Raw genomic sequence first — 23,095 nt, 5'->3', positions numbered from 1 at the left:
AGAATTAAAAGTAGAATTAAAATTTACTTAACGCAATTACATCAAATTACATCTGTGTATTTTTTGTATAAACAAGCAAAAAAAGTCAATTTTAGATCGTTCCAAGGCGTTTTTTTGTAAGTTTATCGTATTTATAATATAAAAAATTGATCTGTATGTCCCCAATGTGTTACCAATTTGTTTCACGCTTTATTTAATAGTTAAAACCCCAAATAAATAAAAAACAAAGCGTGGTAGTTATTAACAAACAATAACAAATCAAAATCTAAAATTTCACAGGGAAAGCTCAATGAAAAACAACTTTTCAAAAACATTTAAGCGTTCATTCACAGCTGCAGCTGTTGCTATGACCTTAAGTGCAGCAATGCCTGCTATGGCTGACAATGTTAATGGTGCAATCAAAGGTAACATCGTTACTCAGACTGGCGTTTCTTTAGCTGGTGCAACAATCACCATTACCGATAAGTCAAAAGGTTATGAAAAAACTCTCATTGCAGATGCAAATGGCCAGTTTAATCTTAACCAAGTACCTGTTGGTAAATATAATGTAACAGTGTCACAGGCTGGTTTTGAAAAAGCACAGATCAACGATGTAATTATCGGTGTTGGTAAAACTGCACTACTCGAGATTCCATTGGTTGAAGGTAATATAGAACGTATTGCAGTTGTTGGTGGCGCAGTTCGTGCTGTTGACGTTTCGGTTACGGAATCATCATTGAACATTAGTTCAGAAGAACTTGAATTATTACCGGTTGCTCGTTCATTAACATCAGTTGCTTTACTAGCTCCTGGTGCAACTGAAGGTGATAGTCGCTTTGGTGATCAAGCATCATTCGGTGGCTCATCTGTCGCAGAAAACGCATATTACGTAAATGGTCTTAATATGACTAACTTCCGTAACGGTTTAGGTGGCGCAACCATCCCATTCTCAGCATATGATAGCTTCCAAATTAAGACTGGTGGTTATTCGTCTGAGTTTGGTCGAACAACTGGTGGCCTAATCTCTGCAGTAACAAAATCAGGTACAAATAACTTTCACTTTGGTGTTGAGTCAATTTACTCTCCTGATTCATTAAGAGAACAAGCACCAAATTCAGTTTACTTACAAAATGATCGTTGTGAGGCTGCTGATGGTCACTGTATTGGTGATTTATTTGTTAACAACCAAGATGACTATGTAAACTCATTTGAAACAAATATTTATGCTTCAGGTGCACTAATTGAAGATACGCTTTTCTTCTACGGAATTTATACATTCCGTGATATCGAACAAGAGTACGGTAATGCTTCTCAAACCTCTCTAACAAAAGAAAAAGATGATGACCCTTACTATCTAGCGCGTATTGACTGGAACATCAATGATGATCATCAATTAATGCTTTGGGGTTTTAGCGATGAACGCACATACTCAGAAAGCACAATCGAAGATCCTAATGGCGTTGGCAACTACACAGTAGATGGCGGTACAGCTTATCACAAACGCGGTGGTGAAAGTTTTGCAGTACGTTATACAGGTAACCTGACTGATGACTTAAGCATGTCTGCTATGTATGGTGAAGTTAAATTCTCAGAAACTGATTATTCTGACTTTGATGACTGCCCTACTGGCTATGACGCAGACTTAGGTGTTGATACTACCTGTTATGTAAACTTCACTGTAGGCGCCAATGAAGATAAGCGCGAGCAATTGCGCGTTGACTTTGATTGGTACTTAAATGATGAGCATACATTAAGATTTGGTTATGACTCAGAAACCAATACATCAGATGCAACTACGATTAACTCTGGTGGTATTTACTACTACTACAGAACATACGAAGAAGGTGCTCGCCTTCCAAACGGTTATATTCTTCCAGAAGAAATGAAAACAACTCGTGTACGTAACTATAAGAATGGTGGTGCATTCGAAGTTGAAAACTGGGCGATTTATATCGAAGATCAATGGGCTGTTACAGATAACTTAACGTTAACTTTAGGTCTACGTAATGACAGTTTCACAAACTACAATGCTGATGGCGATGAATTTGTATCTATTGATAACCAAATTGCGCCAAGATTAGGTGCATCTTGGGATATCAATGGTGACGGTGACAGTAAATTATTTATTACAGCAGGTCGATATTACTTACCTGTTGCTGCAAATACGAACATTCGCCTTGCAGGTGCCGAAACTTATATTCACACTTGGTACGAGTATGAAGGCCTTAATGCTGATGGTACTCCTGTTGGTTTGAGCAATCAATTAGGTGATATCGCTATTTCAAATGGTGGTGATGGCACAGCAAAACCTTCAAACACCCTAGCAGATAAAGATCTTGAGCCTATGTACAATGATGAAATCATTGTAGGTTATCAAGCAGCGATTAATGATGACTGGTCTTGGAGCATCAAAGGTACATACCGCACACTTGGTAATCAAATTGATGATGGCTCATACATCTTTACTGATGAAAATGGTGAAAAAATTGGTGAAAACTGGTTCCTATTTAACCCAGGTAATGGCGCAACATTTAATTTTGACTTAGATGGGGACGGTGTAACTGAAGAGTATAGCTTCACAGCTGAAGAGCTAGGTTATCCTGAAGCTAAACGTCGTTACGCTGCAGTTGACCTTTCAATTGAGAAAAGTTGGGATGAGGTGTGGTCTTTAAAAGCACTATACACTTGGTCACATAACTACGGTAACACAGAAGGTTTTGTTAAATCTGATAATGGTCAAGATGATGCTGGTTTAACACAAGACTGGGATTACCCTTATCTTATGGATGGTGCTAACGGTAACTTACCAGCAGACCGTCGTCACAATATTAAAGTTTACGGTGCATACGCAGTTACTGAAAACTTCTTAGTAGGCGCAAATCTAAATATTGCTTCTGGTCGTCCTTGGACAGCACTAGGTGCGGGCTATACACCAAACCCAGACTTATATGATTATGGCGATACTTATTATGTAGGTGATAAACGCTATCCTCGCGGCAGTATGGGAACAACTCCCTGGACAGCGCGATTAGATCTTAACTTTACGTACAACTTGCACTTTAATGACCAAAAAGTACGCTTCGCATTAGATTTTTTCAATATATTTGATGCAGCTACAGCAACTCGTTATGACGAAGTTGCTGAAATAGCGGCTGGTGATGACAGTGCAACATTTGGTTTAGCTGAAAGTTATCAATCTCCTCGTAGAGTCCAACTATCTGCTTCTTACGACTTTTAATTTCGATTAAATTAGTAAGATAAGCAACGATTCTAAAAGCCTCATTATGAGGCTTTTATTTTTTAATATTTACAACTAAATAGTGCTGCAATAATTGGTCGATATTTATTTAAAGTGAATCAAGCAACCTTATAAAATACAAGTGAAAGCATGAGGAAGGAACAAGGCTTCAAAATAAAACCATACTAATGGTAGGTTAATAGTTTTCGCGGCATTAATGTCTGATTTAGGCATACAAGAATAACAAATTATTGTACAAATCATTCAATAAAGTACTGCAATTCAAGCTCTATAAACGTCATTTCGCTTGCCAGAAGCACTGAAAAAAGTACATTCATTGCAATCTACAACATACAAATTTAGCTCAATTATACATTGAGCTAAATACTTGAAGGACCAAGTTTAACGCTGACAACTAGGTCTCGGCTCAAACTCGCTGGCTCGAATTGGGAGCTGCACCACTTTGCCGCACCCAGGAGGTGCTTGTAAACCGGTTTCTTCATTAATGAATGCCCAACGAATAGAAGCAGGACGAGTATCCGCTATGGCTTCAGGGTTGAGTGGTTTAAGGTAGCGAATATAGGCTTCTAGTGCACCAACACTGCCTGTTAAACCTGTGCTCTTGTTATCGTCGCGACCAATCCATGCAACAGTAACTGTGTTTTGGTCAAAACCTGCAAACCAACTGTCGCGTAAGTCATTACTGGTGCCTGTTTTACCAGCAAGCTGAATTGATGGAAAATGAGCATTTAAACGTTTAGCTGTGCCGTCTTTGGTCACCCGTTTCATTGCGTACTTAGTCATGTAAATTGATGCATCGTCGAAGCGTTTTTGCGAAGCCACTTCATGTTTATAAAGTACTTTACCGACTGAATCTGTCAGCGCTGAAATAGATGTTAACTCGCGATACTGGCCATCTGCGGCAAGGGTAGTATAAAGCTGTGCCACTTCAAAACTAGAAAGCTCAAGTGCACCTAAAAGCAATGATGGGTATTGATCAATACGCCCTTCTACACCTAAACGCTTCAAGGTATCGGCCACTTTATCTACACCAACATCAAGACCAGTATTAACTGCAGGAATATTAATACTATTACTAAATGCTTTATATAATGGCATATATCCGCGGAACTGCTTGTCGAAGTTCTCAGGTTGCCATACTTTACCTTGCTCATTAGTCACTTGCAGCGGCGAGTCATCCACTAAAGTGGCAACATTAAATTTGCCACTTTCAAATGCAGTTAAATAAACTGCGGGCTTAACTAATGAGCCAATGTTACGCTTAGTATCTAGCACTCGGTTAAAACCAAAATAACGTACGTCACGACCTGCAACTAATGCTGAGACCCCACCCTTTTCAACATTAACAGAGATCATCGCCGCCTCAAGCTCTTCTGTTTTTGGGCGTCTTTCTAGGTAAGGTAAACTTGCTTCAATAGACTCTTCCATTGCTGTTTGCTTTTGTAAGTCAAAATAGGTGAAGACACGTACCCCAGCATCTAACACCTGCTGATCTGGTAACAAACGTTTTAATTCGCGATTAACCAACTCTAAGTAACCCGGATATGACTTTTGCAGGCTGTCTTTCATCGGTGCAATATCAATAGGACGCTTTAACGCCGCGCGGTATTCTCGAGTATCAATAAGCTTATTTTCAACCATTAAACGAAGTACGAGATCACGGCGCTCCATTGCACGTTCGCTATAACGACGCGGGTTGTAATACGAGGGACCTTTGACCATAGCCACAAGCAGTGCAATTTGATCGTATTCAAGTTCATCCACAGGTTTTGAGAAATAAAACTCAGCGGCAAGACCCATACCGTGAACACCTTGATTGTAAGACTGACCCAAATACACTTCATTGAGGTAGGCTTCTAATATTTCATCTTTGCTGTAGCGATAATCTAATATTAAAGCGATAAGAGCTTCATTAAACTTACGCACCAGCGATCGCTCACGGGTTAAATAAATATTCTTTGCTAATTGCTGAGTTAAGGTACTACCGCCTTGCACTGTTCTACCAGCTTTAATATTACTGTATAGAGCGCGCATAATTGACCACACAGATACGCCGTGGTGTTGATAAAAATTACGGTCCTCAACCACCAGCAAGGTGTCTTTTAGCATCGGTGGAAATTTATCAAGCGGTACAAACTCACGATCTTGTTTTGAGTCATTACCAATTCGGGCAATTTGTACCGGCTCTAATCGCGCGCTGTTTAAACGACGACCAAACTTATCTTTGATTGTTGCTAACTTTTGCCCCGAAAAGCGCAGCTCAATTACTTGTGAATCTTCTAGGCCATCATAAAACTCAAACTCACGGCGATACACTTTAATACTATTGGCTGATTTAACATACTGACCGGTACGGCTTAGCTTATTTACAGATGAGTAATTTAAGCGGTTCAATTCCCAAATAACCTCTTGCTGAGACAAGTATTGCCCAGGATAAAAGCTCATTGCACGGGCATAAACTTGTGCTGGTAACTGCCATTTATTGCCTTCAAACTGACGGGTAATTTTGGCATCTAAATAAATTAGATACAGCACCATAGCAATAATCAATGCGAGCGAAAGCTTCCAAAAGATTGACCAAAGTTTTCTTGTTACACTGGCTTTAGCTGGGCCTTTGGATGCGCGTGAGCGCTTAGTGGTATTTTTCTTTGATGTCGCCTTAGGTTTGCTAGACGATTTTTTTGCAGGAGTTTTTTTATCAGCCATTGAGTTCGCTATTGGTCAGTTAATTTTACAGGAATACACCTTGAACAGCGCAATGTTAACACCTGTAAAATTAACAGTCACTTAAACTCGTTTAGCGTGTACACAGCCATAGCGAGTGGATCACTGCTGGTATAAAAAAGATGAAGCATAAAATAATGTTAATCACTAAGTCTTTGCCTGCACCTGCTTTTAAAAATACTGCCACAGGCGGTAAAAATAGTGAAATGATTATAAGTAAGAGTTTGTTATCCATAGTTTTTCCTTATTAGTTTGGAATTTAAAGCATAGTTCAAAAATAACTATTTCGCTTATTAGAAAAAAGTTATTTAAATGCAAAAAAGCCCTACCTAAGTAGAGCTTTGATTTGAACACACAATGATATTGTTAGGTACGTGCTACTGCACGCACTGAGATTAGTTACTGCGAACTGATACAAACTCAGGGTAAGCATCAATACCACAGTCATGTTGATCCATACCGTTCAACTCTTCTTCTTCGGTAACACGGATACCCATGGTATTTTTCAGAATTGCCCACACGATTGATGATGCGATGAACACAAACCCTAAGATACATACTAAGCCAATTAATTGATTAACAAAGGTTGCATCTGAGTTTGAAAGTGGTACTAGCATGATACCTAATGAACCACACACACCATGTACAGAGATAGCACCCACTGGATCATCAATTTTTGCTTTATCAAGCGCAACAATACTAAACACAACCAGTGAGCCACCTAATAGACCAAGTAAACAAGCAAGTAATGGAGTTGGTGATGCTGGCTCAGCAGTAATTGTTACAAGACCTGCTAATGCACCATTTAGAACCATAGTTAAATCAGCTTTACCCCATAACACTTTACATACGAATAGTGCTGCAATAGCGCCGCACGCTGCTGCTGCATTAGTGTTTAAGAAGATTTTACCTACTGCTGTTGCATTTTCGGCGTCAGAAACAAGTAGTTGTGAACCACCGTTAAAACCAAACCACCCCATCCAAAGGATTAGTGTGCCAAGTGTTGCTAACGGTAAGTTAGAACCAGGAATTGGATAGATTTCACCGTTTTTACCGTATTTACCTTTACGAGCACCTAGGAAAAGTACACCAGCTAGCGCTGCCGCAGCACCTGCACCATGAACGATTGCAGAACCAGCGAAATCAACAAAGCCCATTTCAGATAAGAAGCCTGCGCCCCAAGTCCAGTAACCTTCGATTGGGTAGATAAAACCAGTTAAAACAACAGTAAAAACTAAGAATGCCCATAACTTCATACGCTCAGCCACCGCGCCAGATACGATTGACATAGCCGTTGCTACGAACACAACTTGGAAGAAGAAATCAGACTCTAAAGAGTGGTCCGCATCAGCAGCTTGAGTGCCAATTAATGCGCCAAATGAAGGAATGAAACCGCCTTCTGCATTATCAACATACATGATGTTGTAACCCACTAATAAAAACATAGTGCAGGCAATAGAAAATAGTGCAACGTTTTTAGTTAGGATTTCTGTTGTATTTTTTGCACGCACTAAACCTGCTTCCAGCATAGCGAAACCAGCCGCCATCCACATTACTAAAACACCCGACATTAAAAAGTAAAAAGTGTCGAGTGAGAACTTCAACTCTACGATAGTGTTTTCCATAATTCCCCCTTAAATTGCTTCTTCATCTAGTTCGCCCGTACGAATACGAACGATTTGGTCTAAGTCGTAAACAAAAATTTTGCCGTCACCAATTTTGCCTGTTGAAGCAATTTTTGTGATGGTTTCAACTACGCGTTGACAATTTTCGCTACGAGTTGCAATTTCAAGTTTGATTTTTGGAATAAAATCGACTTGGTATTCAGCTCCACGATATAGTTCAGTATGACCGCGTTGACGACCAAAGCCTTTTACATCAACAACTGTCATCCCCTCAATGCCTAAATCAGCCAATGCTTCACGTACATCATCAAGTTTGAATGGCTTTATTATTGCACTAATCATTTTCATAGTGGCCCCCTTCGGACGCTTATTGTTATCCTGTTGGTTTATACAATCCAACCTTTGTGCCATTATTTTTTATTCTTTAATTTCAATTGATTATGAATAAAAACTAGTTTTTGCACAAAAAAAATGCACCCTAATGGTGCATTTTTTTAACAATTAGCCAGCGCTGGTGCAGTAAGCACAACTATAACTGAACTAAGCAGTTCCGATCTTGCTGTTTGGCTTGATATAAGGCTTTGTCAGCAATGCGCATCGCAGCTGTAAGTGATACTTTTTGGAATAGGGTCATACCGATGCTCATCGTTAATGAATAAGGCTCACCGTTAATTGAAAAAGCATGACTCGCTAACTGCTCTCTGAAAATATTGAGTTTAGATTCTGCGTTAGCTAAATTCATATTGTGCAGAACCACTGCAAATTCTTCGCCGCCAATTCTAGCGATAGTGAAGTCATCAAATTTAGTCTTTAAAAATGAAGACACTTGTTTTAGAGCCTGATCACCTGCTTCATGACCAAACTGGTCATTCACATTTTTAAAGAAGTCGATATCAAGCAAGGCCAGTACGTTTTCTTGCTCAACATTTTTAAGTAATTTTTCTGCGTATTGATAAAAATAGCGACGATTATGCAAGCCAGTTAAATGGTCGCGGTAGGCGCTTTCTTTTATATCGGCTATTAAAGCAAGCTGCTCCATGGTTTGCATAACACGGCAATGAAATTCTTCATTCATAAACGGCTTAGTTAAAAAGTCGTTAGCGCCGTATTTAATAAATCGCGCCGATAAACCATGCTTACCGGCACCTGATAAACCGATAATTGCTAAATCATCACGACCACGGAAATTTCGTACCGCTTTAACTAGCTCAAAACCGTCCATTGTTGGCATTGCATAGTCTGTAAGTAACAACTTAATCTCAGGGTCGTCTTTTAACATTTGCAATGCTTGCTCACCATCTTGGGCATCGCGTACATCAAATAATTGCTTTTCGAGCATTTGCTTCATTAAAGTGCGGCTTAGTACTGAGTCATCGGCTACTAGCGCTTTACTCCCATCATTTCTAAGTAGTTGCGCAACAAGCTTTATCGCATAATGATATGAATCACGGTTATCTTTAACCACGTAATCTACTACACCAAGCTCTAACATTTGCTGGCGAATATATTCATCAATCTTTGATGTCAGGACCACGGTTGGAATATTTTTTGATAAGGTGTATTTAGCTACTTCGCCATTCATCGCATCAGGTAGCGTTAAATCGACTAAGGCTAAGGTGTAATCGTGCTCTGATATTAAAGAGACGCCCTCTTTTAAAGACCACGCAAAGTCAACAGCTACATCTAAATAGTGAGCAGCGAGATGACGTAACACTTGCTGTACTACTTTACTGTCTTCGACGACTAATACTCTTTGCATTGCAACTTCTCTTTTCTAAGCACGTGTACACAGATTATAAACACGCTAAATATACGTCATTTTTTAATCTAGCTAAATAATTAAGCAAAATATCTTTGCTAAAAAAATGCACTTTTTTGTAATCGTTCAGCATTTCCGGTTATTTTTCTGTTTAACAGCTAATATTGGTCACTAGTCTCATTAGTTTGTCATCGAGTTGGCTTTACTTTTTAATAGCTGCAATTCGAATAATAAGGAATCAACATGAAACTAGTTAGTTTTATTGGCTTGTCAGTGACAGCACTAACACTGACCTTCAGTACTCCAAGCTTTGCAGATAATGGACGTCGTATTGACGTTGACAGCAAAGTAGTGACAGAGCATAAAGCTCGCATTAATGGTGAGCGCTTTTCATATACCGCAACCACTGGCACACAACCGGTTTGGAATGAACAAGGTGATGCCGTAGCAACGCTGCAATATACTTATTATACCCGTGATAAAGTAGACGATAGAACAAAACGTCCTTTGGTCTTTTCTTTCAATGGTGGCCCAGGCTCTGCATCAGTATGGATGCACCTTGCCTATACTGGACCACGTGTATTAAAAATTGATGACGAAGGCTACCCAGTTCAACCTTATGGCGTAAAAGATAACCCTTACTCAATTTTAGACGTGGCTGATATTGTTTATATCAACCCAGTTAACACGGGTTACTCACGTGTTCTTGAAAACGAAAAAGGTGAGCTGCCGAGTAAATCAGACCAACAAAAAATGTTCTTTGGTGTTAACGCTGACATCAAATACTTAGCAGAGTGGTTAAATACTTTTGTTTCTCGCAATGAGCGCTGGCGTTCGCCTAAGTTCTTAATTGGTGAGAGCTATGGTACAACGCGTGTATCTGGTCTTGCTCACGAATTACAAAATCGCCAATGGATGTATATCAACGGCGTTATTTTAGTATCACCAACTGAAATTGGTATTAAACGAGAAGGCCCGGTAGAAGCAGCTAATCGCCTACCTTACTTTGCAGCGACAGCTTGGTACCACAAAGCCCTCAGCGCAGACTTACAAGCAAAAGACTTAGACGAGTTACTACCTGAAGTTGAACAGTTCACCGTTAATAAGTTTTTACCAGCAATTGCTAAAGGTGGTTTTTTACCTGCAGATGAAAAGCGAGCAATCATTAAGCAAGCAGCAAAATACGCAGGCTTATCTGAGAAGTTTGTTGAGCAAAACAACCTTGATATTCCTACTAATTTCTTTTGGAAAGAGTTATTACGTGAGCGCGGCCAAACAGTGGGTCGTTTAGATTCTCGTTACCTAGGTATCGACAAACGTGATGCAGGTGAGTCTCCTGATTACTGGGCAGAACTGACTTCTTGGTTACACTCATTCACGCCTGCAATTAACTATTATCTTCGTGAAGAGCTTAACTACAAAACAGATATCAAATATAACCTATTTGGTAATGTTCACCCTTGGGACCGCTCAGGCAACAACACAGGTGAAAACTTACGTTTAGCAATGGCACAAAACCCATACTTAAACGTGATGATCCAATCTGGCTACTATGACGGTGCAACAAACTACTTTGATGCTAAATACACAATGTGGCAGTTAGATCCAAGTGGCAAAATGAAAGATCGCTTAAGCTTTAAAGGCTATCGTAGTGGTCACATGATGTATTTACGTCATGCTGATTTAGAGTCATCAAATAATGACTTACGTGATTTTATCCTTAAATCTCTACCAGCCGAAAGCAAATCAGCAAAATACTAAACAGCGTATTTGCAAACCCATAATAGAAAAAGCCCGTTTTATGCGGGCTTTTGTTTTTCCACCAATCTATTTGGGTATATACTCAAGTCATTGATTTAAGGATTTGGATAATCAGCAAATGGCAGAAAAATTTCGTGTGATGTTTGCAGGCCTTGAAGCCGGTGTCGACCAAACACAAGCAACAGAACAACTAGCCGCAAAACTAAAAACAACAACAGACAAAGTAGCGACCCTGTTTGAGCATAAGCCATTATTTGCGCCGAGCGAGCAAGATAAAGCACTTAAACAAGCTAAGTTGCTTGCCAGTGTAGGCATTAAAGCTAAACTCCAAAGCGTTAATCAAACAGCCACCAGCAGCCAATCAACAAATTTAGCCGCACAAGCCAAAGAGCGTGAAGAACGTATTTTCGATGCCCTCGATTACATTACCAGTAGCCTTATTCGCCTAGAAGAAAAGCTAGATGACCTAGAGCAACGTTTACCTGAGCCAGAAAATAATAGTGTTGCTGATAGCGACGATAGCTGGCAAGAAGATGCTCTGCTGCTTGAAGACGAATTAACAGAGCCCGTTAAAAAACGCTCAAACACACTACTCTATTCGCTTATTGCGATGGTCATTTTATTATTAATCATTTTGGGTGTAGTGGAGCTTTTTCCTGAACTTTTCTCCTTTTGAGAAAGTTAACACTAATATTGACATGAGCAACACACGAGCAGAAATCAGACAATCCATTCGAAAAAAGCGCAATTCACTGACTGTTGAACAACAAAAAAATGCAGCGATTGCGCTAAAAGTGAATTTTACTCAACACTTAAAATCGTTAAAAACACCTAAAAACGCCCATATCGGCATTTATTTTAGTAATGACGGAGAGTTAGACACCTCATTGTTAATTAAAGAATTATGGGTGCAAGGACAGCATTTATACCTGCCTATAATCCACCCCTTCAATGGTGCAACTTTATACTTTCAAAGGTATGAAGAAAATTCACCCATGACTGCAAACCGCTATGGTATCTTGGAACCCAAGTTAAATTGCAGTCAAATATGTCCTCTAGACAAGCTTGATATTTTACTTATGCCATTAGTGGCATTTGATGATCAAGGTAACCGTTTAGGAATGGGCGGCGGGTTTTATGACAAAACGTTGGCTCGGTATTACCAAGAAAACTGGCAAAAACCGATATTGATAGGCCTTGCCCATCAATGTCAGCATGTTCCAGCATTGCCTATTGAATCGTGGGATGTACCGTTAAAACACATTATAACCCCAGAGAAAATCTACCAATGGTAAGCAAACTGTTTGTATACTATAGACCCTCTCTGACAGCTAACTGAGCACATAATTATGACGCAAGATGAATTAAAAAAAGCCGCTGCCTGGGCAGCCCTTGAGTTTGTAAACGAAAATACCATTGTTGGTGTAGGTACAGGCTCTACAGTGAATCACTTTATTGATGCACTTGATACAGTAAAAGACACCATTACTGGTGCGGTTTCTAGCTCTGAGGCTTCAACTGAAAAGTTAAAAGCACTGGGTATAGAAGTATTCGAGCTAAACGATGTATCAAGCCTTGATGTGTATGTTGATGGCGCAGACGAAATCAACCCACAAAATGAAATGATCAAAGGCGGTGGTGCAGCGCTGACACGCGAGAAAATCGTTTCAGCGGTAGCAAAACAATTTGTTTGTATTGTTGATGAATCTAAAGAAGTTACAACATTAGGCGCATTTCCACTACCGGTTGAAGTGATCCCAATGGCACGCAGCTATGTAGCTCGTGAACTAGTAAAACTAGGCGGTGACCCTGTTTACCGTGAAGGTGTTGTAACAGATAACGGTAACGTCATTTTAGACGTGCACAATTTAGATATCAGCAACGCCAAAGAATTAGAACTAACAATCAACCAGATTGTTGGCGTAGTAACAAACGGCTTATTTGCCCATCGTGGCGCAGATAAAGTCATTATCGGCACCAAAAATGGGCCGCAAATAAAGTAAATAGGAATGAGGATATGAGTAAGGTATCGTTAGCAAAAGACAAAATTAAAATTCTCTTGCTGGAAGGCGTGCACCAAAGTGCTGTAGAAACGCTTAAGCGTAATGGCTACAGTAATATTGATTACGTAAAAACATCCTTACCTGAAGACGAGCTCATTGAGCGCATTAAAGATGTGCATTTTGTAGGCCTTCGCTCTCGCACTCATATTAATGAAGCGGTATTAGAAGCAGCTGAAAAGCTAGTCGCAATCGGCTGCTTCTGTATCGGGACTAACCAAGTCGACCTGCAAGGTGCCCGTGAACGTGGTATTGCGGTATTTAACGCGCCATTCTCAAACACACGCTCTGTGGCAGAATTAGTACTTGGTGAAATCTTATTATTACTCCGTGGTATTCCAGAGCGTAATGCCCTAGCGCACCGCGGTGGTTGGTTAAAATCAGCCAACGGTTCATTCGAAGCACGTGGTAAAACGTTAGGTATTATTGGTTACGGCCACATTGGTACACAACTAGGTATCATGGCTGAAAATATCGGTATGAACGTTGAGTTTTACGATATCGAAGACAAACTAACACTGGGTAATGCAACGCAAGTTCATAACCTAACTCAGTTATTACAACGTGCCGATGTTATTAGCTTACACGTACCAGAAACACCGCAAACGAAGAACCTAATTGGTATGGCAGAGCTTGAAGTAATGAAGCAAGGCGCCATCTTGATCAATGCTTCTCGCGGTACTGTTGTTGATATTGATGCTCTAGCAGAATCACTGCGTGATAAAAAGCTGAGCGGCGCAGCAATCGACGTGTTCCCTGTAGAACCAAAATCAAATGATGAAGAGTTCGTATCACCGCTGCGCGAGTTCGATAACGTGATTTTGACTCCACACATTGGTGGTTCAACACAAGAAGCACAAGAAAATATTGGTATTGAAGTAGCAGGCAAACTTGCTAAGTACTCAGATAATGGTTCAACTATTACAGCAGTTAACTTCCCTGAAGTATCATTACCTGAGCTTGCAAACCGCAGCCGTTTATTACACGTACACCACAACCGCCCAGGTGTTCTAACGCAAATTAACCAAGCGTTTGCACAGCACGGAATCAACATCGCAGCCCAGTACTTACAAACAGACGAAGCGATTGGTTACGTAGTAATTGATGTAGATACAGATCAATCAGAAGTAGCTCTTAAAGAGCTAAGTGCTGTTGAAGGGACAATCAGAGCACGTATCCTTCACTAATCATTGGCATATCGAATAAATAAAAAGCGCAAACAGTTAAACTGCTTGCGCTTTTTTTGTTTGTAGAGCTAAGCTGAAAGCCCGTTGGTTTGAGCGCAGCGAAACCAAACACAAGAACCTAGCTTTAAGCCTTAAATTTTAAGCTCTAAGTCAAAAATAGCTCACCGTAGGCGTGAAATTTATTTCGCGCGAAGGCTTATTTCTAACAAATAAAACACCAATCATTTCTAAAAAACAGTAAAAATGAGAACAAGCTTGTATTTGGACAAAAAGTTTTTAGAGGCAAAAACGATTCACTCTATGTCGGCGAAAATAAACTCCCCCCCCTCCTCAGCCACACTTCCCTGTGTAAATCACGCCGATGAGTCAGTAAATTTTACTCATCAGTCGCTTGTGGTTCTGCGTCTTTATCTTGGTGTTTTTCGCTTATCATGGCGTTTAATTTCTCACCGCCTTTGATACCAAAATCTAACGTGCGGATTGGGAATGGAATGGTCATGTCAGCTTCACTTAGCGCGTTTCTTACTGCCACAACAGCCTTGTGACGAACGGTCATGAAATCCGCTTCGCCAGGGTATTTAATCCAAAACCAAACCAGTAGGTTAACGCTGCTATCACCAAAGCTTTCGGCGTAAACGGCGGTTTCTTCTTGTTTAATAACAAAATCAAACTCATTGATTTTTTTAACAATCACTTCTGCGGCTTGTTCTGGGTCGTCAGCATACGAAATACCCACTGGCACCTCAATACGACGCACACCTAACGTGCTGTAATTACTGAGTATATTTCTAAATAGAATCTTGTTAGGCACTAAGATAAGTTGCCCATAAAAGTTCTCAATGAGGGTGTTTCTAAGATTAATCGCCCGTACTGTACCGAACACGCTTTCGGTGCGAATTACATCACCTGTTTTAAATGGTTTGCGGATCCCCATAGCAATACCAGCTATAAGATTCTCTGTCATATCCTGAAAGGCAAAACCAATCGCAAGACCAACAATACCAGCACCGGCAAGTAATGAGGTGACCGTGCCTCTGAGGCCCAGGAAATCAAGAGCTACGAATAAGCCTACACATAACACAATAACCTTGGCTATCGATGACATTAAGTCTGCTATTTGCGAAGACTCTAACGAGCGGCGTAATAGCTTTCTAAGCATTGAGCCAACGATACGCGCCAGTAATGAAAATACGATAGTGATGACTACTGCGACAATAAAGTTTGGAATATGGCTTATAATGATATCAACCCAGCCACCGAGTTTTTCTTCTATAAGTTTTTCGGCCTCACCTACGGTTGGTATTTTTAACATACGATTACCTGATCATTTAAGAAACATAGCGAGTGGTCTGCAAAATAAGCGCCAGTTTCATACAGGCACAAAAAAGCCGTGCTTAGCACGGCTCTTCTAATTCATTTTACTAAAAAATTAGTTCTGCTCTTCCCGTAAGAAAACAGGCTCTAATTCTTTTGCTGTTGCATCGCTGCTAAAGTAATATCCTGCAACGGTGAAATCTTTTAAATCACTTAATTGGGTAATTTTATTTTCAATGATGTAACGTGCCATCATGCCGCGAGCTTTTTTCGCATAAAAGCTGATCACTTTATATTGGCCGTTTTTACAGTCTTTAAAATGTGGAGTAATAATTTGAGCGTTTAAGGCTTTTTTATCAACCGCTTTAAAATACTCATTCGAAGCAAGGTTTACCAAATATTTGCTATCTTGTTCAGCAAGCACTGTATTAAGCTTTTCGGCGATAACACTGCCCCAAAACTGGTATAAGTTTTTACCACGAGGGTTTTCTAGTTTAGTGCCCATTTCAAGGCGGTAAGCTTGCATTAAATCGAGTGGCTTCAGTACGCCATAAAGGCCTGACAAAATACGTAAGTGCGACTGTGCGTAATCTAGGTCGGTATCACTAAGAGTTTGTGCATCTAATCCACCGTACACATCGCCATTAAAGGCTAGCACTGCTTGTTTTGCGTTATGTTGCGTAAATGGCTGTGACCACTCGGCGAAACGTGCCGCATTCAAACCCGCTAGTTTATCGCTGATTTTCATTAGGGTGCCAATTTGCGCTGGGGTTAAATCACGGCAAACTGACATTAACTCTTCGCTGTGCTCGAGTAATTCAGGTTGAGTGAATTTATCGGTCGTGGCTGGTGTTTCATAATCTAAATTTTTTGCAGGTGAAATAACAGTGATCATACTTAGCTATTGACTTGTAATTTGTTTGATGTCAATTTCAACATTAATTGAATCAAAATGCACGTTTTGTTTCGTCCTGCCTTTATCCGCTGTTCTTTCATACATAATGTTCTAGTTTTCTGTATTAAGGACATTTGACCTATTAAACACTGTCATAGTGTTGCAGCATAAAGGCCGCTATAATGGATTTTCTTTTAACTTGCTTGGAATGAGGAAAGCAAATGACTTCAGCACTACAAAGGCTTAAACAACATTCATCTATTGTTGCAGATACGGGTGATATCGAAGCTATCAAAAAGCACCAACCAGAAGATGCAACAACAAACCCATCTCTACTTTTAAAAGCCAGTGAAATTGAAGCGTATAAGCCTTATTTAGATAAAGCGTGGCAATATGCCAAAGAAACCGAGCAAGATGCAGCTAAACAACTTGAGTTAGCATGTGATTACTTTGCTGTATTAATTGGTAAAGAAATTAGCGAAATCGTACCGGGCTATATCTCAACAGAAGTAGACGCACGTTTATCATTTGATACCCAAGCGACTATCGATAAAGCCCACACTTTACTGAGCCTTTACGAAAAAGAAGGTGTTAGCAAAGATAAAATCCTAATCAAAGTTGCATCAACGTGGGAAGGCATCAAAGCCGCTGAACAGCTTGAAAAAGAAGGCACTAAGTGTAACTTAACGCTGTTATTCTCTGAAGCACAAGCTCGCGCATGTGCCGATGCGAATGTATTTTTAATTTCACCATTCGTTGGCCGTATCCTGGATTGGCATGTTGCTAATGGTATGGAAAAACCAACTGATCCGCTAAACGATCCAGGCGTGCAATCAGTACGTAGCATTTACGAGTTCTACAAACGCCATGATTACAAAACTGTAGTTATGGGCGCAAGCTTCCGTAACACAGGCGAGATCATCGCGCTTACTGGCTGTGATAAGTTAACTATCAGCCCTGCACTTTTAGAAGAGCTTGGCCAATTAACTGATGCACAAGAGTACTTATTAGAAAGCGACTTTGCTGTTGAAGAAAAACCAGCACCACTGACTGAAAGCCAGTTCCGTTGGTTACATAACCAAGACGCGATGGCAACAGAAAAGCTTGCTGAGGGTATTCGTTCTTTTGCACAAGCGCAGCTTGAATTAGAAGCTCGTTTTAAAGCAATGTAATTTAAATTACAGCATTTTTTGAAACGCCACCGCTAGGTGGCGTTTTTGTTTCTAAAATAACTAAACCTTTGATCTATTCATCTATCAATCACACTTCCGTAACAGTATTGTCACTTTTTTATTCTATTTTTGAGCAGCCTGTGGTATAGGTATTTCCGAGGTTCAAAAAATCAATAGGAGAAGTTCATGGATAGCCTAGACGATATTTTAGAAATATTAGAAGGTCCTAGCACAACAAAAAAGACCTCTACAAAAAATAAAAAGAGAAAATGGCGCGAAATCGAAGCTCTAAAAGATAAGCATAGACTTCGCAAAGAACTACAGGAGTTAGACTATTTCACAGACAGCGTTGAGCTTGATGAATTAGACTTTTAATTAAAGGCCCGCAAGGGCCTTTTGCATTTGTGCTATAGAATTTGTGGCAACGACCAATTGATCGGCACTTTGTTTTGATCAATAAGTAGCTGGTTTGCCTTTGAAAAATGCTGACAACCAAAAAAGCCACGATGAGCAGAAAGCGGTGATGGATGCGGACCTTGAATCACATGATGACGCGAGGTATCTATGTGTTTACCTTTTTTCTGAGCATGTGCGCCCCATAATACAAACACCACACCGTCACAGTGCTGGTTGATAAGCGCAATCACTGCATCGGTAAATTGCTCCCAGCCAAGGTGCTTATGAGAATGAGCCTGCCCTTGCTCAACAGTCAGTACAGTGTTGAGTAAAAACACACCTTGTTCTGCCCAACTTTGCAAATAACCATGATGTGGTATCTCAAAACCTTCAATATCTGTCGCCAATTCTTTGTACATATTTTTCAATGACGGAGGTAACTTTTTAACTTCAGGCAATACCGAAAAACAAAGACCATGGGCCTGACCTTCTCCGTGGTATGGGTCTTGCCCTAAAATAACCACTTTGATTTCATTTAGTGGTGTGACATCAAAAGCAGAGAAAACCTGCTCATCTTTTGGATAAACGGTAACACCCTCTGCTCGCCTATCTGCCACATATTGCAAGGTTTCTTGCATGTAAGGTTTCGCAAGTTCGGTATCTAGAAATGTTTGCCAGTCGATCATTTTGAAGCCTGTATTTGCTGACGAGAAATGTCTATTTTACCACACATATCAGTCAAGCCATCAAGCATACGAGTTGTAAAACGGTGCAATAAGTCAGCATTCACACTAATAAACTGGTTATGCTGCACAGCTGGCAATTCGGGCCATTGGCGCCAATCAATTTTAGGCTGAGGCTTTTTCGATTTTTCATCTGGAATAATCACCACTTCAGGTTTGGCAACCAATACATTTTCAATACTAATACGCGGATAGTCGGTATCACTATTAGCAAACACATTGTCGGCATGGCAAATGGTTAATAACTGATTGATCCAAGTGTTTCCACCAACTGTCATCATAGGTTCAGGCCATAATTGATAAAACACCGAAACTTTCGGTTTGCCCTTTTGAGCTGTACGAATAGCATTGAGTTTATCTTCAAACTCTTTGGCAACTTTATTTGCCTTTGTTTGCAAATGCGTAAGCGTACCCAGTTTACGTAGTTCATCGGCAACATTATCAACCTGATTAGGATTACTGTAAGCAACTGGAATACCTAGCTTTTCAATATAAGCGAGATCTTCAGCTTTGTTACCCGTTTTCCAAGCTAGTACAAGATCCGGTTTTAACGACAACAGTTTTTCCATGTTAATGCCGTAATAGCCACCTACTCGTTCAATATCATTCGCTTGCAAAGGAAAGTCAGCATAGTCAACGGTACCAACAATGCGCTCACCTGCACCAATCGCAAACAGGTTTTCAACGATATGCGGCGCTAAAGCAACAATGCGCTGTGGCTTGTTTATTTCATGGGCCTGTGTAAGTGCCGGTAAATAAAATAAAAAACCTAAGAGTGCAAACTTAATGGCCTTCATGTTAATAATCGAATCCTTTTTGCGCTTTGATACCGGCATCAAAAGCATGTTTTACGTTTCTGACTTCACTGACTGTATCAGCTAAGTCGGTTAGTTTACGGTGCGCACCACGACCTGTAATAATCACCGATTGCATAGCAGGGCGAGAGCTAATTGCCTCTAGCACTTCGTCTAAATCAATATAGCCGTAGGTGATCATGTAGGTTATTTCATCTAGCATAACGAGGTTAATCGACTCATCCTTCAGCATTCTTTTTGCTTCTTGCCACGTCACTTGCGCAGCCGCGGTATCTGACTCTTTATTTTGTGTTTCCCAGGTAAAACCTGTGTTCATAATGACAAATTCAACCCCTGCTTTTTCGAGTAAGTTACGTTCACCACACTCCCATGTGCCTTTAATAAACTGGCACACAGCCGCTTTCATTCCGTGACCCACCGCACGTGCTACAGTGCCAAAACCAGAGGTAGATTTGCCCTTACCGTTGCCAGTTATAACTTGAAAAATCCCCTGCTCTTTTTGTGCCGCAGCAATACGTTCGTCTACTTTTTCTTTTACTTTTTGCTGGCGTTGTTGGTGCTTATCTTGATTCTGTTCGCTCATTGTTGTTCCTTATGCTCTAAATTGAAGTTCTCATAAATATTGATGATTTGTTCAATATCGAGATTCTCTGCTACCACGTTCGCTAAACGGCTTAACTGTTGTTCACGGTTTAAATTAATATCAATTGGCTTAATTTGGCTATTTGGAGCAAGCCAAGTTGTTAACTCGCCCACGCCCTCTGGCGTATCGAACAAGCCGTGTAAGTAAGTACCCGCCACTTGGTTATCATCGCTAATAAAACCATCCTCTTTAAATCCACTCGGGTGATTATTAAAACTCAAAAATGGCTTTTTAAGTGCTGCTCCTTGGCTTATCCCGGCGTGAATTTCATAACCTGAAATTGCGTTATCGCTATTATTTAAATGAAGTATGCCAGATACTTGGCTTAGTACTTTTTGCTGCCCTAATTGCGTTTTAAAGTCAGCAAGCCCTAGTCCTTCTGCACTACCTAAATTAGATTCAACAGCATGTGGATCTTCTAGGTAATTGCCTAACATTTGTAGTCCACCACATATACCGAGTATTTTACCGCCATAGCGTAAATGACGTGTTATTTGTTTATGCCAACCTTCATTTTTTAAAAAGGCTAGGTCACTTAAAACATTTTTGCTACCAGGGATAATGATCAAATCGACATTAGGAATAGCTTGAGTATGACGTACATACTGTAAATCGATTTCTGGTTGTAATCGCAGTGCATCAAAGTCGGTATGATTACTAATATGAGGCAATAACAAAACTGCTATCCGTAATTGCGGTTTATCGACCTGATTACTTATAGCAACAGCATCCTCTGCATCTAACGCTAAGTCATGTAAATAAGGTAAAACCCCAAGCACGGGCTTATTTGTATATTGTTCTAACCAATCTAAACCGCCTTGCAATAACGCAATATCACCCCGAAAGCGGTTAATTACAAAGCCTTTAACTCGCGCCTGCTCCGACTCAGACAATAACGCTAACGTCCCAACTAAGTGAGCAAACACACCGCCTTTGTCGATATCAGCAATAATAATTACCGGGCAGTCCACCGCTTCAGCGTAACCCATATTAGCAATGTCATTTTCACGTAGGTTGATTTCTGCAGGACTGCCAGCTCCTTCAACGACCAATAACTCAAAACGCTCACTTAAGCGCTGCTGCGAAGTAAGAACCGCATCCATAGCCACTTTTTTGTAATCGTGGTAACTGCCCGCTTCCATATTCGAAAGCGCTTTGCCATGGACGATAACCTGCGCCCCTGTATCGCTATTGGGCTTTAACAAGATAGGGTTAAAATCGACTTCTGCGGGCACTTTTGCTGCTATAGCCTGCAGAGCTTGTGCTCGACCTATCTCGCCACCATCAGCGGTTACAGCGCTATTTAATGCCATATTTTGTGGCTTAAAGGGGGCAACCTTAATGCCTCGCTCTGCAAAGATCCGGCAAAGAGCTGCTACAAGGGTACTTTTACCTGCATCTGAGGTCGTGCCTTGCACCATTAATGTTTTCATCATTGTTCTCTTTTTAAGGTTTGTGCAAGACCTGCAATCACAAACTCAACACGTGCAACTTGCTGTGCTAAGGCTTGATGCAACCAACCTGAATGATCAACAAACTGACGGCTTAATTCACCTAGCGGCACGATACCATGACCCACTTCATTGCTGACCAAGATCACCTCACCCGGCAATTGCACTAGCGCATCGAGTAAGGCCGCTTTTTGCTCAAGCCAAAATGCCTCACCATGCTGGCATAAGCAATTACTTAACCACAGCGTTAAACAATCCACTAAAATACAGTTTTCAGTCTGGCTAAGCTGTTGTAATGCTTTGGCTAAATACAAAGGCTCTTCAACAAGTTGCCAATGCTTACTTCGTTCTATTTGATGTTTACTAATTCGGGCAGCCATTTCCTCATCGCCAGCGTTTGCGGTAGCAACGTAGATAAGCGGTTTGTTTGAATTAGTTGCCAACTGCTCAGCAAAACGACTTTTACCACTGCGAGCACCGCCTAAAATTAAAGTATGTTGTTGGTTCATAATAGACTCACCAAGCAAAGGTAGGTAACAAGCTCTGACACTTGCTGGGCAGCACCTAGGCAATCGCCGGTATAGCCAGATAATTGTTTTTCAAACCAGCGCTTTAATAATAATCGAGTAACAAAAAGCACGCTAATGAGTATCAGTAATTGCCCTAGAGTGAAGCCAAAAAACAACCATGCTATTGCCAAGACTGCGCCGCCAGTTGCTAGCAGTATTTGATAACTTTGTGTGCTTAAATGCATCGCTATTGGTTTTACTTTAGATGTGGCATCCTGACTTACATAATCCATATCTGCAATTAAGCTTGTTGCTACAACTCGGCTTAGGCTTTGCCCTAGAACAAGTGCAATAACAAGAATACTGGTTGCTTCGGTGAGTGCGACGAGTGTTTGGTACTTAATTAATAAAACCATCACTAACGCCGCTGCACCATACGTCCCTAAGCGACTATCTTTCATAATGCTGAGTTTATCTGCAACTTGCCAACCACCACCAAAGCCATCCCACACATCAGCAAGGCCATCTTCATGAAATGCCCCTGTAATTATCAAGCTAAAGGCCATAACTAACGCTATTGCTATAGCAGCGGGGAATAACCAGTTCAACAACAAAAAGCTTAGCGCTAAAAGTACACCTAATAACACCCCGACTAATGCAAAATAACGGCTGGCCTGATTGAGTGCCGTGCTCGATACTACAAAGTTTAATTTAACGGGTATGCGCGTTAAAAAGCTAAGCGCCAGTAAAAATAGCTGAAGCTGACTTGAGGTAGTATTTGATGTGTTAAGTTCAGTGCTCAT

21 protein-coding genes are annotated in these 23,095 nt (G+C 40.6%); 8 read left to right on the top strand and 13 right to left on the bottom strand.

The genetic code is table 11. The features are described from left to right. The first annotated feature begins 289 nt into the window (after window positions 1–289). Window positions 290–3,217: a TonB-dependent receptor gene (locus HYD28_06410; protein QLE08629.1), complete on the top strand. Its 2,928-nt coding sequence runs from the start codon at window positions 290–292 to the stop codon at window positions 3,215–3,217. Between the two features lie 402 nt (window positions 3,218–3,619). On the opposite strand, the gene mrcB is transcribed toward HYD28_06410, so the two are convergent. The 5 genes from mrcB to HYD28_06385 all read right to left on the bottom strand — a co-directional run bounded on the left by mrcB (window position 3,620) and on the right by HYD28_06385 (window position 9,346). Then, on the bottom strand, window positions 3,620–5,944 hold the full coding sequence (gene mrcB / locus HYD28_06405; protein ID QLE08628.1) for a penicillin-binding protein 1B: 2,325 nt from the start codon (window positions 5,942–5,944) through the stop codon (window positions 3,620–3,622). A 91-nt stretch (window positions 5,945–6,035) separates the two neighbouring features. Beyond that, window positions 6,036–6,197, bottom strand: a complete 162-nt coding sequence (locus HYD28_06400; protein ID QLE08627.1) for a YqaE/Pmp3 family membrane protein — start codon at window positions 6,195–6,197, stop codon at window positions 6,036–6,038. A gap of 160 nt (window positions 6,198–6,357) precedes the next feature. Then, a complete protein-coding gene (locus tag HYD28_06395) occupies window positions 6,358–7,587 on the bottom strand; it encodes an ammonium transporter (protein ID QLE08626.1) in 1,230 nt (409 codons plus the stop codon). 9 nt (window positions 7,588–7,596) lie between these two features. After that, window positions 7,597–7,935, bottom strand: coding sequence for a P-II family nitrogen regulator (locus tag HYD28_06390; protein ID QLE08625.1), 339 nt, complete (start codon window positions 7,933–7,935; stop codon window positions 7,597–7,599). Between the two features lie 181 nt (window positions 7,936–8,116). Then, window positions 8,117–9,346, bottom strand: coding sequence for a diguanylate cyclase (locus HYD28_06385; protein QLE08624.1), 1,230 nt, complete (start codon window positions 9,344–9,346; stop codon window positions 8,117–8,119). Between the two features lie 243 nt (window positions 9,347–9,589). Between HYD28_06385 and HYD28_06380 the strand changes: the two genes are divergently transcribed. From HYD28_06380 to serA, 5 genes are all read left to right on the top strand, one after another. Then, entirely contained in the window at window positions 9,590–11,107 is a 1,518-nt protein-coding gene (locus HYD28_06380; protein ID QLE08623.1) for a carboxypeptidase, read from the top strand. Window positions 11,108–11,225: 118 nt separating this feature from the next. Continuing rightward, window positions 11,226–11,783 carry a hypothetical protein gene (locus HYD28_06375; GenBank protein ID QLE08622.1) on the top strand — a complete coding sequence of 186 codons (558 nt, stop codon included), beginning with the start codon at window positions 11,226–11,228 and terminating at the stop codon, window positions 11,781–11,783. A gap of 22 nt (window positions 11,784–11,805) precedes the next feature. Further along, the gene (locus HYD28_06370; GenBank protein QLE08621.1) at window positions 11,806–12,402 is read left to right on the top strand and encodes a 5-formyltetrahydrofolate cyclo-ligase; all 597 of its coding nucleotides are present in this window, start codon (window positions 11,806–11,808) and stop codon (window positions 12,400–12,402) included. Between the two features lie 54 nt (window positions 12,403–12,456). Continuing rightward, window positions 12,457–13,110 carry a ribose-5-phosphate isomerase RpiA gene (gene rpiA, locus HYD28_06365; protein ID QLE08620.1) on the top strand — a complete coding sequence of 218 codons (654 nt, stop codon included), beginning with the start codon at window positions 12,457–12,459 and terminating at the stop codon, window positions 13,108–13,110. A gap of 14 nt (window positions 13,111–13,124) precedes the next feature. After that, window positions 13,125–14,354: a phosphoglycerate dehydrogenase gene (gene serA, locus HYD28_06360; GenBank protein QLE08619.1), complete on the top strand. Its 1,230-nt coding sequence runs from the start codon at window positions 13,125–13,127 to the stop codon at window positions 14,352–14,354. A gap of 376 nt (window positions 14,355–14,730) precedes the next feature. On the opposite strand, the gene HYD28_06355 is transcribed toward serA, so the two are convergent. After that, window positions 14,731–15,666, bottom strand: a complete 936-nt coding sequence (locus HYD28_06355) for a mechanosensitive ion channel family protein (GenBank protein ID QLE08618.1) — start codon at window positions 15,664–15,666, stop codon at window positions 14,731–14,733. 117 nt (window positions 15,667–15,783) lie between these two features. Further along, complete coding sequence (yaaA, locus tag HYD28_06350; protein ID QLE08617.1) at window positions 15,784–16,563, bottom strand: peroxide stress protein YaaA; 780 nt, start codon at window positions 16,561–16,563, stop codon at window positions 15,784–15,786. Between the two features lie 221 nt (window positions 16,564–16,784). On the opposite strand from yaaA, the gene tal reads away from it, so the two are divergent. Together tal and HYD28_06340 are read left to right on the top strand one after the other, a co-directional pair. Then, window positions 16,785–17,735 carry a transaldolase gene (gene tal / locus HYD28_06345; protein QLE08616.1) on the top strand — a complete coding sequence of 317 codons (951 nt, stop codon included), beginning with the start codon at window positions 16,785–16,787 and terminating at the stop codon, window positions 17,733–17,735. A gap of 186 nt (window positions 17,736–17,921) precedes the next feature. Further along, window positions 17,922–18,110: a DUF3545 family protein gene (locus HYD28_06340; protein ID QLE08615.1), complete on the top strand. Its 189-nt coding sequence runs from the start codon at window positions 17,922–17,924 to the stop codon at window positions 18,108–18,110. 32 nt (window positions 18,111–18,142) lie between these two features. Here the strand turns inward: HYD28_06340 and ung are convergent, their stop codons facing one another. From ung to HYD28_06310, 6 genes are read right to left on the bottom strand one after another with little or no spacing between them, the layout of a single operon-like run. Next, on the bottom strand, window positions 18,143–18,817 hold the full coding sequence (ung, locus tag HYD28_06335) for a uracil-DNA glycosylase (GenBank protein QLE08614.1): 675 nt from the start codon (window positions 18,815–18,817) through the stop codon (window positions 18,143–18,145). Continuing rightward, window positions 18,814–19,671: a cobalamin-binding protein gene (locus HYD28_06330; GenBank protein QLE08613.1), complete on the bottom strand. Its 858-nt coding sequence runs from the start codon at window positions 19,669–19,671 to the stop codon at window positions 18,814–18,816. Before HYD28_06330 ends, ung begins: the two co-directional genes overlap by 4 nt. Before the next feature lies 1 nt (window position 19,672). Next, complete coding sequence (gene cobO, locus HYD28_06325) at window positions 19,673–20,272, bottom strand: cob(I)yrinic acid a,c-diamide adenosyltransferase (protein QLE08612.1); 600 nt, start codon at window positions 20,270–20,272, stop codon at window positions 19,673–19,675. Further along, on the bottom strand, window positions 20,269–21,765 hold the full coding sequence (locus tag HYD28_06320) for a cobyric acid synthase (GenBank protein QLE10499.1): 1,497 nt from the start codon (window positions 21,763–21,765) through the stop codon (window positions 20,269–20,271). The genes cobO and HYD28_06320 overlap by 4 nt, the downstream gene beginning before the upstream one ends. Then, entirely contained in the window at window positions 21,765–22,292 is a 528-nt protein-coding gene (gene cobU / locus HYD28_06315) for a bifunctional adenosylcobinamide kinase/adenosylcobinamide-phosphate guanylyltransferase (GenBank protein ID QLE08611.1), read from the bottom strand. The genes HYD28_06320 and cobU overlap by 1 nt, the downstream gene beginning before the upstream one ends. Next, window positions 22,289–23,095: an adenosylcobinamide-GDP ribazoletransferase gene (locus tag HYD28_06310; GenBank protein QLE08610.1), complete on the bottom strand. Its 807-nt coding sequence runs from the start codon at window positions 23,093–23,095 to the stop codon at window positions 22,289–22,291. Before HYD28_06310 ends, cobU begins: the two co-directional genes overlap by 4 nt.

Source organism: Pseudoalteromonas shioyasakiensis, assembly GCA_013391845.1.
Classification (GTDB): Bacteria; Pseudomonadota; Gammaproteobacteria; order Enterobacterales; family Alteromonadaceae; genus Pseudoalteromonas; species Pseudoalteromonas apostichopi.
The sequence above is the reverse complement of the archived record's forward strand: the minus strand, read 5'-3'. Positions and strand labels throughout refer to the sequence as shown.